12 protein-coding genes are annotated in these 13,668 nt (G+C 53.3%); 9 read left to right on the top strand and 3 right to left on the bottom strand.

Annotation, left to right across the window (positions count from 1 at the left end):
• Positions 1-12 precede the first annotated feature (12 nt).
• The gene (locus WBY09_RS10880) at positions 13-1,230 is read left to right on the top strand and encodes a CaiB/BaiF CoA transferase family protein (RefSeq protein WP_197147462.1); all 1,218 of its coding nucleotides are present in this window, start codon (positions 13-15) and stop codon (positions 1,228-1,230) included.
• Complete coding sequence (locus WBY09_RS10875; RefSeq protein WP_197147463.1) at positions 1,227-2,072, top strand: citryl-CoA lyase; 846 nt, start codon at positions 1,227-1,229, stop codon at positions 2,070-2,072. Before WBY09_RS10880 ends, WBY09_RS10875 begins: the two co-directional genes overlap by 4 nt.
• A 24-nt stretch (positions 2,073-2,096) precedes the next feature.
• Here WBY09_RS10875 and WBY09_RS10870 read toward each other — a convergent pair whose 3' ends face one another.
• Positions 2,097-3,155 (bottom strand): ABC transporter substrate-binding protein, encoded by a 1,059-nt coding sequence (locus tag WBY09_RS10870; protein ID WP_245227857.1) that lies wholly within the window; start codon positions 3,153-3,155, stop codon positions 2,097-2,099.
• Positions 3,156-3,364: 209 nt separating this feature from the next.
• Here WBY09_RS10870 and WBY09_RS10865 point away from each other — a divergent pair, with 209 nt between their 5' ends.
• Together WBY09_RS10865 and WBY09_RS10860 are read left to right on the top strand one after the other, a co-directional pair.
• Entirely contained in the window at positions 3,365-4,030 is a 666-nt protein-coding gene (locus WBY09_RS10865; RefSeq protein WP_008891048.1) for a response regulator transcription factor, read from the top strand.
• On the top strand, positions 4,027-5,448 hold the full coding sequence (locus WBY09_RS10860) for a sensor histidine kinase (RefSeq protein ID WP_197147464.1): 1,422 nt from the start codon (positions 4,027-4,029) through the stop codon (positions 5,446-5,448). The genes WBY09_RS10865 and WBY09_RS10860 overlap by 4 nt, the downstream gene beginning before the upstream one ends.
• A gap of 41 nt (positions 5,449-5,489) precedes the next feature.
• On the opposite strand, the gene WBY09_RS10855 is transcribed toward WBY09_RS10860, so the two are convergent.
• Together WBY09_RS10855 and WBY09_RS10850 are read right to left on the bottom strand one after the other, a co-directional pair.
• On the bottom strand, positions 5,490-6,224 hold the full coding sequence (locus WBY09_RS10855; protein ID WP_063089521.1) for a response regulator: 735 nt from the start codon (positions 6,222-6,224) through the stop codon (positions 5,490-5,492).
• A complete protein-coding gene (locus WBY09_RS10850) occupies positions 6,205-7,410 on the bottom strand; it encodes a GAF domain-containing sensor histidine kinase (RefSeq protein WP_197147465.1) in 1,206 nt (401 codons plus the stop codon). Before WBY09_RS10850 ends, WBY09_RS10855 begins: the two co-directional genes overlap by 20 nt.
• 439 nt (positions 7,411-7,849) lie before the next feature.
• Between WBY09_RS10850 and WBY09_RS10845 the strand changes: the two genes are divergently transcribed.
• From WBY09_RS10845 to WBY09_RS10825, 5 genes are all read left to right on the top strand, one after another.
• On the top strand, positions 7,850-8,962 hold the full coding sequence (locus WBY09_RS10845) for a substrate-binding domain-containing protein (protein WP_063089524.1): 1,113 nt from the start codon (positions 7,850-7,852) through the stop codon (positions 8,960-8,962).
• Between the two features lie 74 nt (positions 8,963-9,036).
• The gene (locus WBY09_RS10840; RefSeq protein ID WP_197147466.1) at positions 9,037-10,602 is read left to right on the top strand and encodes a sugar ABC transporter ATP-binding protein; all 1,566 of its coding nucleotides are present in this window, start codon (positions 9,037-9,039) and stop codon (positions 10,600-10,602) included.
• Positions 10,599-11,624, top strand: a complete 1,026-nt coding sequence (locus WBY09_RS10835) for an ABC transporter permease (protein WP_083997096.1) — start codon at positions 10,599-10,601, stop codon at positions 11,622-11,624. The genes WBY09_RS10840 and WBY09_RS10835 overlap by 4 nt, the downstream gene beginning before the upstream one ends.
• 9 nt (positions 11,625-11,633) lie before the next feature.
• Positions 11,634-12,635, top strand: a complete 1,002-nt coding sequence (locus WBY09_RS10830; RefSeq protein ID WP_064781396.1) for an ABC transporter permease — start codon at positions 11,634-11,636, stop codon at positions 12,633-12,635.
• Positions 12,636-12,739: 104 nt separating this feature from the next.
• Entirely contained in the window at positions 12,740-13,645 is a 906-nt protein-coding gene (locus tag WBY09_RS10825; protein WP_064781395.1) for an SMP-30/gluconolactonase/LRE family protein, read from the top strand.
• The last annotated feature ends 23 nt before the right edge of the window (positions 13,646-13,668 follow it).

Genomic DNA, 13,668 nt, shown 5'->3' with positions numbered 1-13,668 from the left:
TAGGAAATAACCATGAGTGGACCAAAATCTCTTTCCGGAATAACGGTTCTTGACCTGACCAATGTGTTGGCCGGACCGTTTTGCTGTCACCAGCTGGCCCATATGGGGGCGGATGTCATCAAGGTTGAAGCGCCGGGGCGTGGCGATCTTGCCCGCCAGCTGGGTGCCGACATGGAGCTCAATGAAAAGCTGATGGGCGTTTCATTCATGGCACAAAACGCCGGTAAACGTTCGATCACGCTGAACCTTAAGGACCCGCGTGGGAAGGAAATCCTCAAAAAGCTCGTGGCCAAAGCCGATGTTCTGGTCGAGAACTTTCGTCCGGGTGTCATGGATCGCCTTGAACTTGGCTATGATGTGCTGTCAAAGGTGAATCCGGGGCTGGTTTATTGCGCGATTTCCGGCTTTGGCCAGAGTGGCCCGATGAAGAAGCTTCCTGCCTATGACCAGATTGTCCAGGGCTTGTCGGGGATTATGACGATCACTGGCGAGGAAGGCAAAGGGACCTATCGCGTCGGGTATCCGATGGCCGATACCATTGGCGGCATGACAGCGGCCTTTGCGATCAGTTCAGCGTTGGCGGGGCGGGCCATGGGAAACAAGGATGCCAAGGGCAGTTTCATTGATATTTCGATGCTGGAATCGGTGATTGCCACGATGGGTTGGGTGGTCTCGAACTATCTGATTGCCGGCAAGGAGCCGACAGCCAATGGTAATGACAACTTCACGTCTTCACCATCTGGTGCCTTTGCCACGGCAGATGGCCAGATCAACATTGCCGCAAACAAGCAGGAACAGTTCGAAGCTCTGTGTGGTGTTCTCGGTCTTGAAACGCTTATCAAGGATCCGCGGTTTGTGTCGCGCAAGGAACGGCTCGAAAACAGATCGGCTTTGACCGAACTGCTTGAAGAAGTGCTGGTTAGACAAGAAACCGATTACTGGGTTGAAAAGCTTAACGCCGTTGGTGTTCCGGCCGGTGCGGTTCTGACCGTGCCACAGGCGCTTTCGCTGCCACAGATTGCTGATCGCGGGATGCTGGCGTCGTTTGAGAATGTGCCAGGCGCTGATCGGGATATCCGCATCCTTCGAACCGGAATCAAAATGGATGGTGATGCACCGTCGGTGAGTGCACCGCCGCCGGAACTTGGACAAGACAATCAGGACATTCTGTCGTCGCTTGGCTTTTCCAATGATGAAATCGATAACTTTGCCAAGGAGGGCGTGCTGTGAGTTCGAAAACCGTTGAAGACGTTGAAAACGAAGTGCGCGACTGGTGGCAGACCGGCATCATCGATATGGAGCCAGGCAAAATCCATTATGGCGGTTACGCGATTGAGGATCTGATTGGCAATATCAGTTTTCCGACCATGATCTGGTTGATGACACGCGGCGAATTGCCATCGACCCCGCAGGCCAAGCTGCTTGAAGCAGCGCTTGTTTCGGCCGTCGATCACGGGCCGCAAGCCCCCAGCATCGCCATTGCCCGTATGGCGGCAACTTGTGGCGTTGGTCTGAACAATGCCATGGCCAGTGCGGTTAATGTGTTGGGTGATGTGCATGGCGGGGCGGGCGAGCAGGCAGTTGCCCTTTATCATGATATCGCAGCACGCATGGATGCCGGACAGGATATGGCCGCGGCGGTTTCAGACGGCCTTGATCATCAAATCGCTGAGCATGGCAAACATGTGCCGGGCTTTGGCCATCGGTTCCACCCGGTTGACCCGCGTGCACCACGGCTTTTGGCACTCGTAAGCGCTGCAGCACAGGACGGTCATGTGTCGGGGCGGTATGGCGAAATTGCCAGCGCGATCGAGGCAGAGCTTTTGGCGCGTAAAGGCAAGCGGATCCCGATGAATATCGATGGTGCAACGGCAGTTATTTATGCCGAACTTGGATTTGCGCCGGAATTGGCGCGTGGGCTGTTTTGTCTTTCGCGGTCGGTGGGCATTCTTGCCCATGCATGGGAACAAACCCAACAGGGTGGCCGCAACAAGGGACCAATCCCGCGCCGGATGATCTGGAACTATACCGGTCCTGATCGTCGTCCGGTACCCGATAGTGCGAAGTCTTAAAAGGCACTTGATCGGCAGGGTGCGCTACCGGCGGTTCAGCAGTGCATCCTGCCAGCGGCGCAGGAATCGCTGACGCTTGGCCTGATCAAGGTAAACCAGCAATCCCGGGCCGACCGGGAAGGAGCGCACGCGTTCGCCATACCGGTCAAAGATCAGCGAAGAGAATGTGCTGGGCGGAACGTCGGCGCGTACCGGGTTGAAGTTGCCTTCATTTTGCAATACGCTTTGGCCCTTGATCGACAACATGAAATCAAGGAACCGACCGCCAAGGTCGGGGTTGCGTGCGCCACGCGGGATGATGGCAATCCTTGAATAAACGACGATAAAATCGTCCGGCAGGATGACGCCAAGGTTCGGGTTTCGTTGGGTAAAGGTTTCCGCATACGATCCCAACAGGTTATAGCCAAGCACCACCTGACCGGATGCGATTTTTTCAAGCATCGGAGAGGTATTGGAATAAAGCTTTACCTTCGCCTGACCCAGAATTCGGACAAAATCCCAGATACCGGGGAAAAATCGTTCATCGCGCGCCAGAAACAGGAAGCCGACACCGCTGCGTTCAATGTCATAGGTCGTGACTTTTTCACTCAGCAACTCGTCGTGGTTGACAAGCAGCCGGATAAAGTCTTCGCGGGTTCTGGGCGGTTCAAGTTCGTTTTCGCGGAAAAACTCGCGGTTATAGGCGATGACGGCGGGTTCTTGCGTTACGGCGAAGGCTTCGTTGCGCCAGCGCGCCCAATGGGGTAAAGCGTCTGTTTCACTGCTTTGATAGGATGTGGCATATCCGTCATTGGCCAGTTTCATCTGCAGATCCATCGAGGAACTGATGATCAGGTCCGCCGTTGGTTCACCGTTGGCGCGCTGGCTTTGGGTAATGTCATACATCTCAAGCGTTTGCAGCTGATGGTATTCAACACCAATAAACGGGTTGTCTTGCTGAAAGGCTTCGATCACCGGGACAAAGGCACCGATATCGGCGGAGCCATAGATAACGGCCATCGGTTGTGTGCTGGTCAGCAGTGATTGTTCTGGATCGGATGCCTGGGACGAACGCAATGCTGGATAGGTGAAAACTTCGGCCATCGCAGAAGAAACTTGCATCGCGAGGGCGATGAAACATAAACCAATACAGATACGGCCCGAAATCATGCTGCAATACTCTGTGTCACGGATGGTCATTGGCATATGGTGCCGGGGCGAGGATATCGCTTGTTCTTGAATGCCTTTGCCGGGAAAATGGCAGAATAGAAATTACCTCTGTCGAGGTTTATCAGGGAAAAGTCGCGCAAACAATGAGAGTCCTTGTTGTCGAAGATCATGCCGCACTGGCAGATGGAATTGCAGGATCCCTGCGACAGTCTGGCTATGCGGTCGATGTGATTGCCGATGGCGAGGAAGCTGACGACGTTCTGCGCACACAGGAATATGGCCTGGTGGTACTTGATCTGAACCTGCCGAAACTTGACGGGCTCGAGATCCTCAAACGTTTGCGTCATCGCGGCGCAGAAAGTGCCGTTCTGATCCTGACCGCGCGCGGTGACATCGAAGACAGGGTCAAGGGACTTGATCTTGGTGCGGATGACTATCTGGCCAAACCGTTTGAGCTGGTAGAGCTTGAAGCAAGGGTGAGGGCGCTTATGCGGCGTAATGCCGGGACGCATAATACCCAGCTTAAATGTGGGAAGCTCAGTTTCGATACAGTGGCGCGGAGGGTAACCGTTGATGGCACGGATGTCGATATTCCAAAGCGTGAGCTTAATATCCTTGAAATCCTGTTGATGCGGGTCGGTCATGTTCTGAGCAAGGAGCAAATCGTTGATCAGCTGGCCGGGTTTGAAGACGATATCAGTGCCAATGCGGTTGAGCTTTATATCAGTCGATTGCGCAAACGGGTCGAGGCGGCCGATGTAAAAATCCAGACCGTTCGCGGTCTTGGCTATCTGTTGAAAAAAACATGAAATGGCGTAATCGATCGCTTCGGCGCAGGCTTGTCATATCGCTGCTGATCCCGCTTTTGGTGGTCAGTTCCCTGATGCTGCTTGAAGTCCGTAGTAACGCGGTTAATTCGACAAACCAAGCATTTGACCGCGCACTTTTAAGTTCTGCATTAGCCATTGCTGACCGTGTTGTTTTGATTGGTGGCAAGATCGAGGTGGACGTTCCCTATGTTGCACTTGAGATGTTGACAAGTGCGGCAGAAGACAGGGTTTTCTATCAGGTCAGTACTGCGCAGGGCGAATTCATTACAGGCTACGAAGATCTGCCGCCGGTGCCTGAGAAGTTCCTGCCTTTGCGTGAAGAACCGGTTTTCTATGATGCGGTTTATAACGGCGAGACGGTCAGGATCGGCGCGCTTTCACGCTATGTGGCGAGTGTTCGCAAAGCGACCCGTTTTCATGTGCTGGTTGCCGAAACCATGGGAACCCGCACAAGGCTTAGCGAGGATATTCTTGCCAGTGCCGCGGCGCGCCAGATCTTGCTGATTGTCATTGCCGCCATGATCGTCTGGTTCGGGATCGGTCAGGGCCTGAAGCCGCTGGCCCGCCTGGAGGAGGCGCTCAATCGCCGTTCTCCGAGTGATCTCAGACCGATTTTGCACGATGTGCCGATCGAGGTGCGCCATCTGGTGGGCGCTATCAACCAGCTTTTTGGCCGGTTGGAAAACAGCCTGAAGACCATGCAACGCTTTACTGCAGATGCAGCGCATCAGCTTAGAACGCCTTTGGCCGCACTTCGAACCCAGGCCGAACTTGGTCAGCGTGAAAAGGATCCCGAGAAAATCCACCAGATCATGGATACCATCGCGGCCTCGACCCGGCAGACATCACATCTGGCCAATCAGTTGCTGGCATCGGCACGTGCCGCACCCGAAGGCCTTGCCGGCCGACCATTTGACAAGATCGATCTGTGTGAAATTACCCGTGCGGTAACCGGATCAAAAGTTCCGGTCGCAATCGAACGTGGCATTGACCTTGGATATGAGGGGATCACCGATCCTGCGTGGATTATGGGTGATGCGACCTTGATTGAAGAGTTGCTTAAAAACCTTGTCCATAACGCACTGACTTACTGCCCAAGTGGCAGCGCTGTGACCGTTCGGCTTGAACAGAACACTGCCAAAAACAAGGTGATATTGACCGTCGAAGATAATGGACCGGGTATTCCGGTCGAACATCGCAAGGATGTCTTCAAGCGGTTCTATCGGATCAATGATGCCGGATATGACGAGGGATGTGGACTGGGACTTTCCATCGTCAAGGAAATCGCCGCCCGGCACGAGACCAAGGTAAAACTGACGCAACCCAAAGAGCATAGCGGGTGCATCTTCAGTATAGGTTTCGATATGGCACCTTTGGACGAGCGCAAAGAAAGCTGATTGGCCAGGGGTCCTGCTGACTGGTGGTGCCGAACAAGAACCTAGTCCAGTGGCACTGGTTGACCTGCAAGCCAGGCGGACAGTTCCTTGTTGGCACTTATCAACCCCTCGCGATTGATGACCTTTCGGGCAATGGCACTGGAAACGGCGCGTGTGCGTTTGTTAAGCACAATGCCCATTTCGTTCTGGTCCTGTGACTCAACTTCAAGCTTGTCATAAAGCGACAGCAATCTGTTCTGGACGGTACGGAGCGACAGTTTTCGGCGCATGGCAATTGCCTTGTCAGGAAGTCCTAACGCCAGATCAAGCAAGATCAGATATTCGAATTCTGTCAGCGCACTGCGCGAGCGCATCTGCTGTGCCTGGATCTGGTGGACTTCACGATCAACAACAATTTGTGCTTCGATAAGGACGGCACGCAACGCCAGTCGCATCTTGTCCGGTGTTGCGGTTTTAAGGACATATCCATAGGCCGCTTGATCAGGAACGATCCGGGTGATTCCCCGCAGATATGCCTCATCCGAATAGTTCGACCAGAAAAGTATCCTTGTGTGGGGGCGTTCTGCCCAGATCGTTCGCGCGGCTTCAATGCCGTTATGTTCCTTCATGCGCAGGTCCATTACGACGGCTGAAATCTGATGTAGATGGGCAAGTTTTTCGGCCTCCTTGCCGTTATGGGCAACAAGGATTTCGTCAAATTCCGGCAAAGCGTTTTCGACGATTTCCATCAGGAAATCCGCATGCATGTTGTCATCTTCAACCAGCAATATTTTCATTGATCGTTTCTCCTTGTTGTCTGGTCGCTTGATGCAACTGAATTGTTATTTGTGTGCCGTCGGACGTTGAAAGGTCATATTTTGCACCGATCAGGCGGGCGCGTGTTTTCATATGTTCCAAGCCACTGGACGGTTTTCTTGGATGTGGCTGGAAGTTTCCGTTATCCGAAACGCGGATCGTCAGACAGTCATCCGGGCTTTTGGTAATCAAGACTGAAACAAGTGACGCATTCGAATGCAGAACTGCATTGTTGATGGCTTCCTGGCAGATACGGAAGACTGCGATGCGGGTTGTTTCAGGCAATAGGTCAATCGCCCCATCTGTTTGATCATCGACCTTGAAGCGCATTATGCTGTCATAGCTTACAGCCCGTTCCAGATGCGTCTGGACAGCATGGTGGAAGCCAAACAGGTCAAGAATCGATGGGATCGAGGTATCAATGATGTCGCGCAGTCCCTGGATCATGTTTTGGACTTGCTGCTGCAGTCTTAGATACTGTGCCTCGCTCAGTCCCGGGCGAAGATCCCGTGCAATGCGTGTCAGATCAGCCAAGGTTTGATCATGCAAATCCATACCGATGCGTTGGCGTTCGGCCTCAAGCGCATCAGTAAGGCTGAGTGCGCCAAGACGCAGACCTTCTTCGCGTGCAAGGATTTCAGCGCGAATGATCGCCTCCTTGTTGGCCTTTTCGTTGGCGCGCAAGGCATAGAAATACGGGGCCAGCATGTCGGCCAAAATACGCATCTGTTCAAGATGACTGTCGTCGTAGAAACCTTCCTTTTTCGAAGAACAATTCAACGATCCAACGACTTCCCCGAGAACCTTCATGCCGACACTGACGCGGCTGCGAAGTTCGTGGTCAATAATCGGCGCACTTACCGCGCCGGGGAAAAGGAAACGGGGATCGTCAAGGGCATTTCCCGTCATTAGATGGTCCGTTTTACCCAGCAGAATGTCGCGGATAGGCGCCTTTCGCACATGGGAGCGCATCTTGCTCCAGGCTGTTTCGACGCCAACCTCATAGGCTGTTGCCCACCTTTTGTCCGTGTCAATCAAGCACACATCAAGGTGATCAAACTCGATAATCTTCTCGATCTCGGTTTTGACCGAGCTGAGCGCCGAGTGAATATCAAGGTTCCCCGCAAGCAAGTTGGAGATGCGAAGGTAATGAGCAAGATCCGACATGAGTGGTTTCCTCCAGCTCTTCGATAATATTCACAGGCATTTCTCTTGTCTTGCGGGAACCCGCAACTTGGATGCGTAACACCGTATGCGTTCTGCGGAAACTGCTCTTTACGATTTAATCGGAACTGATGAAGATTGCGCCATGGTTTGGTGTCTGATTTTCAGGCATTGACCACTCCTTGCCGCACGACGGTAAAGAGCCAAACAAAAACAATAAGTCACATGCTGACATCAGGGGGGAAATCTCGGTTCACGCCAAACCGGCGTGAGAACGAAATTTCTCTGAAAATACCAGAAGAACCGACCCTTGTGATCTTTGATCAGAAGGCTCGTCGTCGGCATGCGACAAACGAGACGTCAAGAACTTGCACAATGCGGGCAGGGGCGCTGACCTGCTGAGGAAGCGATAAAGAACAGCGCATCCAACGGGAGGACTACCATGAAAAAATTACTGACGATGACGACAGCCACTGTCGCATTGATGATGACTGCACAAGTTGCGTTTGCCGGGCCGAACACTGTTGCTGGTCCGGGTGCTGATCCGGCGTGCTTCACACCGGTTTCCGATGATACTGCCTATTTCCAGTGGCCTGCACGCGAAGGGCCTTACAAGATTGCGCTTGTAAACGGCTTCATCGCCAATGACTGGCGCGTTCAGATGATCGCAGTCGCAAAGGCCTATGCCGCACAGCCGGAAGTCGCGGCCGAGATCGAAGAATTCAAAGTTGTGTCGGTTGGTGAGGACATCGCCGCACAGATTGCCGCGGCCAACAACTTTATCGATCAGGGCTTTGACGCCATTATCATTAACGCCAACAACACGCGCGCATTCGGATCGGTGGTGCGTAAAGCCAACGAAGCCAATGTTGTCGTTCTGTCGTTTGACAACGTGATTGATGACCCCAACCAGATCGCGATCAACGTTGATCAAAAAGGACTTGGAATGTCGGCCGGTAAGTTCCTTCTGGAGCAAAGCGGTGATGGTCCGGCCAAGTTCCTGCATGTCCGCGGTCCGGCTGGCCAACCCGTCGACATTGCACGTAATGAAGGTTTCCATGAGGTGATCAAGGAATCCGGGCGTGATATCGAAGTCGTCGATGTCGTTGGAAACTGGGCGCCAGGTGATGGACAAAAAGTGACGGCAGATGCCATTGCGGCCGGCGGTGTATTTGACGGTATTTACGTTCAGGGCGGCTCACAAGGTGTTGCCACCGCAATGCTCGATGCAGGCGTGTTCAAGGCCCCGATTTCCGGCGAAACCGAGAACGCATTTCGTCAACTTTGCAACAGCGCAGAGCTGAGCTGCCAGTCGGGTGGAACGGGACCGGCACAGTCATCTGTGACCATCAAAACCGCCATTGCGGCCTTGAAGGGTGAAGTCGTTCCGTCAGAAATCGCGCTTCCGACCTCGATTTCCTATTCCCCGTTCAAGGAAGGTGTCGAGATGTTCCCGAAACTGCCGGGCAGCTTCTTTGCGGGTAACAATTTTGAAGCCTGCAACATTGGCTTCACGGCTGAAGAAATCGCGTCTCAGACAGGCGAAAACAACTAACAACAATAAACGTTCGGATACCGTCGATGCCGCGCGTGGCGTCGACGGTATTCAATAAAGTTAGGAAAACTGCCGTGTCAGAGAGCAAATCTCCTTATCTATTGTCGATGTCGGGCATAACCAAACGTTACGGTGGTGTCCGCGCACTGGAAAATGTCAGCTTCGATATGCACCGCGGATCAATCCATGCGCTGCTTGGTGAAAACGGTGCAGGGAAGTCGACGCTGATCAAGATCCTTTCGGGCGTTGTGCAGCCCGATAGCGGAACGATCGAACTTGATGGCAACACCGTAAGCTTTGCAAATCCACAACAGGCCAATGATCTGGGCGTGTCTTGCATTTTTCAGGAATTGTCGCTGCTGCCGGACCTGACAGTAGCCGACAACATTGGCATTACTCGTCCGCCACTTAAATTCGGAATGATCGATTATCGGGCCCAGCGCCGCATCGCCGAAGAGGCCCTTGCGCGCGTAGGCGGCGAAAACATTGATCCGATGGAAACGGTCAGCAATCTTTCACTGTCGCGGCGCCAGATGGTTGAAATCGCCAAGGCACTGGCACGCAACCCAAAAATTCTGATCTTGGATGAAGCGACGTCTGCCCTGACGGCGGCCGATGTCGATAAGGTCTTTAAGATGCTTCATCGGCTTCGCGATGAAGGGATGGCGATCATCTATATTTCGCACCGCATGCCCGAAATTGCTGAACTGGCCGATACCTGTACGGTTTATCGCAATGGCACGAAAGTCGAGACATTCAAAAACGGCACAAAATCGGACAGCGCCGTTGTCGAGATGATGATCGGCCGCGAATACAGCAGTGTCTATCCGGCAAAAAGCACCCGACCCACCGCATCCAAGCCGATCCTGAAGGTCTCAGACTTTTCCTGGAACGATGAACTTAATGGCATCGATCTGGAAATGCGGCCGGGGGAAATTGTCGGGCTCGGTGGTTTGGATGGGCAGGGGCAACGACAGCTGCAGTTGGGGCTGTTTGGGACCCTGATCGGGGCGAGCGGATCGGTGGAAATCAATGGCGCGCCGGTAAAGTTGAACAGCCCGAAGATGGCGAAGTCAGATGACATCGGCATTGCTTTGGTGCCCGAAGACCGCAAATACGAAGGTCTGATGTTGTCGATGACTGTGCGTGAAAACCTGTCTTTTGCCGCGGTCGAAAAAATGAGCCGGATGGGCGTTGTTGATAAGCGCGCAGAAGAGGCCGCTATTGACGAGATGATCGCACTCCTCAAGATCAAGGCAGATGGCATTGACGGTCCTGTCGGGGCGCTATCCGGCGGTAACCAGCAGAAAGTCGTTATCGGCAAGTGGCTGATGACCAAGCCACGCATCATTCTGTTGAACGATCCGACACGTGGAATTGATGTAGGCACCAAGCAGGAAATCTATCAACTGTTGCAGAAACTGGCCTCAGAAGGATGTGCAATCCTTTTGTATTCAACCGATTACGACGAGTTGATTGGCTGCTGTGACCGTGTGCTGGTGATGTATGACGGCAGGATCGTTCGAACCCTTGCCGGGGAAGACCTTAACGAAACAAATCTGGTGTCAGCCGCGCTTAACCTGCCGGAACAGGCAGCGAAGAGACCTGAACCAAAAAAACTACAGGAAGCGTCGCTATGACTGTGAGCTCAGAACCAGCAGATCTGGTTTCTCGCCAAAAATACTTCGGCTGGGTTGGCCGCTTGTCGGCGGCACAGCGCGGTATTCTGATCGCAATGCTTATCTTTGCCGCCATGTTCATCGTCTATGGCTGGAAGCAGGCAGCGGGCCTGACGCCCAACATGATAAATACCGCGGCCAACAAGGGCGCATTGCTGGCACTTGTCGCCATGGCGCAAACCTTGCCGGTTATTACCCGCGGGCTTGACCTGTCGGTCGGGGCAACATTCGTTCTGGCGAACTGCCTTGCTTCGACGATTGTTGTTGATGGGCCGATCGCAACCACGTTCGGCATTTTTGGTGTCCTGCTGCTTGGGCTGGCTTGCGGGGCAGTAAATGGCTTGATTATCGTCTATGGACGGTTGCAGCCGCTGATCGCGACACTGGCCACCAGTGCGGTTTATTTCGGTATTGCACTTGCCGTTCGACCCCAACCGGGTGGATCGGTCAATTTTGAACTTGCCGACTTCATGACGCGATCATCTTTTGCCGTGCCGCATAGCGTTTTGCTGTTGCTGGCCGTCGTTGTGTTCATCTGGATCCCGTATCGCCGATCAGTTCTGGGAAGGGCCGCCTTTGCCATCGGTTCGTCCGAACAGGCGGCGTACATGTCCGGAATTCCGATCAATCGCGCGAAGATGCTGGCCTATACCCTAAGCGGTTTGCTGGCATCGATTGGTGGCATCCTTTTGACAGCATTGACCTATTCGGGCGCGGCAAAGATGTCTATTGCCAATGAGTACACACTCAACTCCATCGGCGCAGTTGTCATTGGTGGCACGTCTTTGTTTGGCGGTGTCGGCAGTGCAGTTGGCTCGATTTTCGGGGCCTTTGTCATGCGGACTGTTGGTGATCTGTTGATCGTGTTTGACATCAACCCAGTCTTGCAGCCGCTTTTCGTCGGCGTCGTACTGCTTGTTGCGGTCAGCCTCGGGTCGCTGCGTGTGCTCCGAATTAAGAACAGACTAGATATTTATCGGTAAGGCGGAAAAATGAGTGTTTCAGGCGTAATCGCAAGGCAATTTGATCGGGCAACCCTTATTGCATTTGCATGTGTGATTGTTCTGCTTCTGATCGGGGCAATGGTTGAACCTGCCTTTCTGTCACCGAAATATTTGATCCAGCAGCTCCATACCGCGTCCTTCCTGGGTGTGGTGGCAAGCGGGGTGATGCTGGTCATTCTGCTCGGGCATATTGATCTATCCATTCCCTGGACAATCGGCGTTGGTGGCATGATGGCAACCGGTGCCACCGGATTCCTGGGACCGGAGTGGGGCGTTACACTTGCTGTTCCATTCGGTGTTTTGTGTGGTGCATTGATCGGGACAGTAAATGGCCTGGGTGTGGCATATTTGCGTGCGCCAGCCATGATCTTCACGCTTGGTATGAATGCTGTGGCCCAAGGCCTTATGGTTTATCACACCGGCGGTTTTGCCCCGCAGGATCGGGCGACCGAATTCATGCGGGAACTGGCGGTCGGGCATTTCATTCCGGGCATTCCCAATCCGCTTCTGATCTGGATCATTCTGGGGGCAGCGATCGTCTTCATGCTGAACCGGTCCGTTCTTGGTCGACGGATCTATGCCGTCGGAAATCAGGAACGTTCAGTTTTTCTGAGTGGCGTTGATACACGCAAGGTCATTTTGGCTTGTTTTATCTTTTCCGGTGCGTCTGCAGCGTTGACGGGCGTTCTACTGGCGGGGTGGGCCAATAGGTCCTATCAGGCGATGGGCGATCCCTATCTTTTGCCGACCATTGCGGCGATTATTCTTGGCGGGACGAATGTTCTGGGTGGTCGCGGCAAGTATGTTGGGACGGTTGCCGGCGTCATTTTGATTACCATCCTGCAATCGATGCTCTCGGTCGTTCAGCCGCAGCGGTATTTTGCCCAACTCGGTGTCGATATTCCTGCCGATACCTTCCGACAGGTGGTGTTCGGAGTTGTGATCATCGGGATGTTGTTGATTTATGGGCGGCAACAGTTGGTGCGTTAAGGGCTTTGCGCTTAGGGGCGTAAACTTTCGGACATTAGATACATTTAGCAAAGGACGTTCAATTGCCTAACTGTGCCGCAGACAAGCACCAAGATGCATTCGGTATGGTGGAACCTTATCAGGTTCTCGACAGTCGGTTCCGCGACCTTGTGTTGCCAAATGTCAGGCTGAGAAAAATCTCTGGCGGGCATTTGTGGACAGAGGGACCTGTTTGGTTTCCAGCGCATCAATGCCTGTTGTTCTCTGACATTCCAAATCAGAAGATTTTCCGTTGGATGTGTGATGGTTCGGTCAACGTGTTCCGGGATAATTCAGACTTTGCCAACGGCAATACGATGGACGTGAACGGTCGTCTGATTACCTGTCAGCACGGCACAAGATCGGTTACACGAACCGAACATAACGGCGCAACCACGACACTTGCCGATGGATTTGAGGGCAGGCGGCTTAATTCGCCAAACGACGTTGTGGTCAAATCCGACGGGTCGATCTGGTTTACGGACCCGACCTACGGAATATTGTCGAACTATGAGGGCTACAAGGCCACACCGGAACAGAAATACAACAATGTATTTCGCCTTGATCCTGAAACGGGCACTTTAGCCAGCGTGACACCCGAGTTTCATAAACCAAACGGTTTGGCATTCTCAAATGATGAGACGCTGCTTTATATCGCGGAATCAGGCAGCAGCCATGACGAGGAAGTTCCCGCCGTCATTCGGGTTTACGATGTTGTTGACGGGAAAAGACTTGAGAACGGTCGTGACTTTGCCAAGATCGATCAAGGTCTGCCGGACGGGATCAGAGTTGATTGCTATGGCAATGTCTGGAGTTCTGCGGCCGACGGCGTGCATTGCTTTGATCCGACAGGTGTTCTGCTTGGCAAGATACTGGTGCCCGAAACAGTATCGAATTTAACGTTCGGCGGTGCACGGGGGAACGAGCTTTTGATTACGGCAACTACAAGCGTCTACGCCATACATGTCAACAGCGAAGCATTGGTTCGATAGACTAAGTCGTTGGCGGACTTTAG

Origin of the sequence: Thalassospira sp. CH_XMU1458 (assembly GCF_037027205.1) — a bacterium.
Classification (GTDB): Bacteria; Pseudomonadota; Alphaproteobacteria; order Rhodospirillales; family Thalassospiraceae; genus Thalassospira; species Thalassospira tepidiphila.
This window is presented reverse-complemented; position numbering and strand designations above follow the sequence as displayed.

Bases quoted from the DNA above. Each gene is read 5' to 3' on its own strand.
- WBY09_RS10835 (WP_083997096.1), top strand. From the start codon at position 10,599: ATGACTGTGAGCTCAGAACCAGCAGATCTGGTTTCTCGCCAAAAATAC.
- WBY09_RS10830 (WP_064781396.1), top strand. From the start codon at position 11,634: ATGAGTGTTTCAGGCGTAATCGCAAGGCAATTTGATCGGGCAACCCTT.
- WBY09_RS10850 (WP_197147465.1), bottom strand. From the start codon at position 7,410: ATGTCGGATCTTGCTCATTACCTTCGCATCTCCAACTTGCTTGCGGGG.
- WBY09_RS10845 (WP_063089524.1), top strand. From the start codon at position 7,850: ATGAAAAAATTACTGACGATGACGACAGCCACTGTCGCATTGATGATG.
- WBY09_RS10825 (WP_064781395.1), top strand. From the start codon at position 12,740: ATGGTGGAACCTTATCAGGTTCTCGACAGTCGGTTCCGCGACCTTGTG.
- WBY09_RS10860 (WP_197147464.1), top strand. From the start codon at position 4,027: ATGAAATGGCGTAATCGATCGCTTCGGCGCAGGCTTGTCATATCGCTG.
- WBY09_RS10880 (WP_197147462.1), top strand. From the start codon at position 13: ATGAGTGGACCAAAATCTCTTTCCGGAATAACGGTTCTTGACCTGACC.
- WBY09_RS10855 (WP_063089521.1), bottom strand. From the start codon at position 6,224: ATGAAAATATTGCTGGTTGAAGATGACAACATGCATGCGGATTTCCTG.
- WBY09_RS10870 (WP_245227857.1), bottom strand. From the start codon at position 3,155: ATGGCCGAAGTTTTCACCTATCCAGCATTGCGTTCGTCCCAGGCATCC.
- WBY09_RS10865 (WP_008891048.1), top strand. From the start codon at position 3,365: ATGAGAGTCCTTGTTGTCGAAGATCATGCCGCACTGGCAGATGGAATT.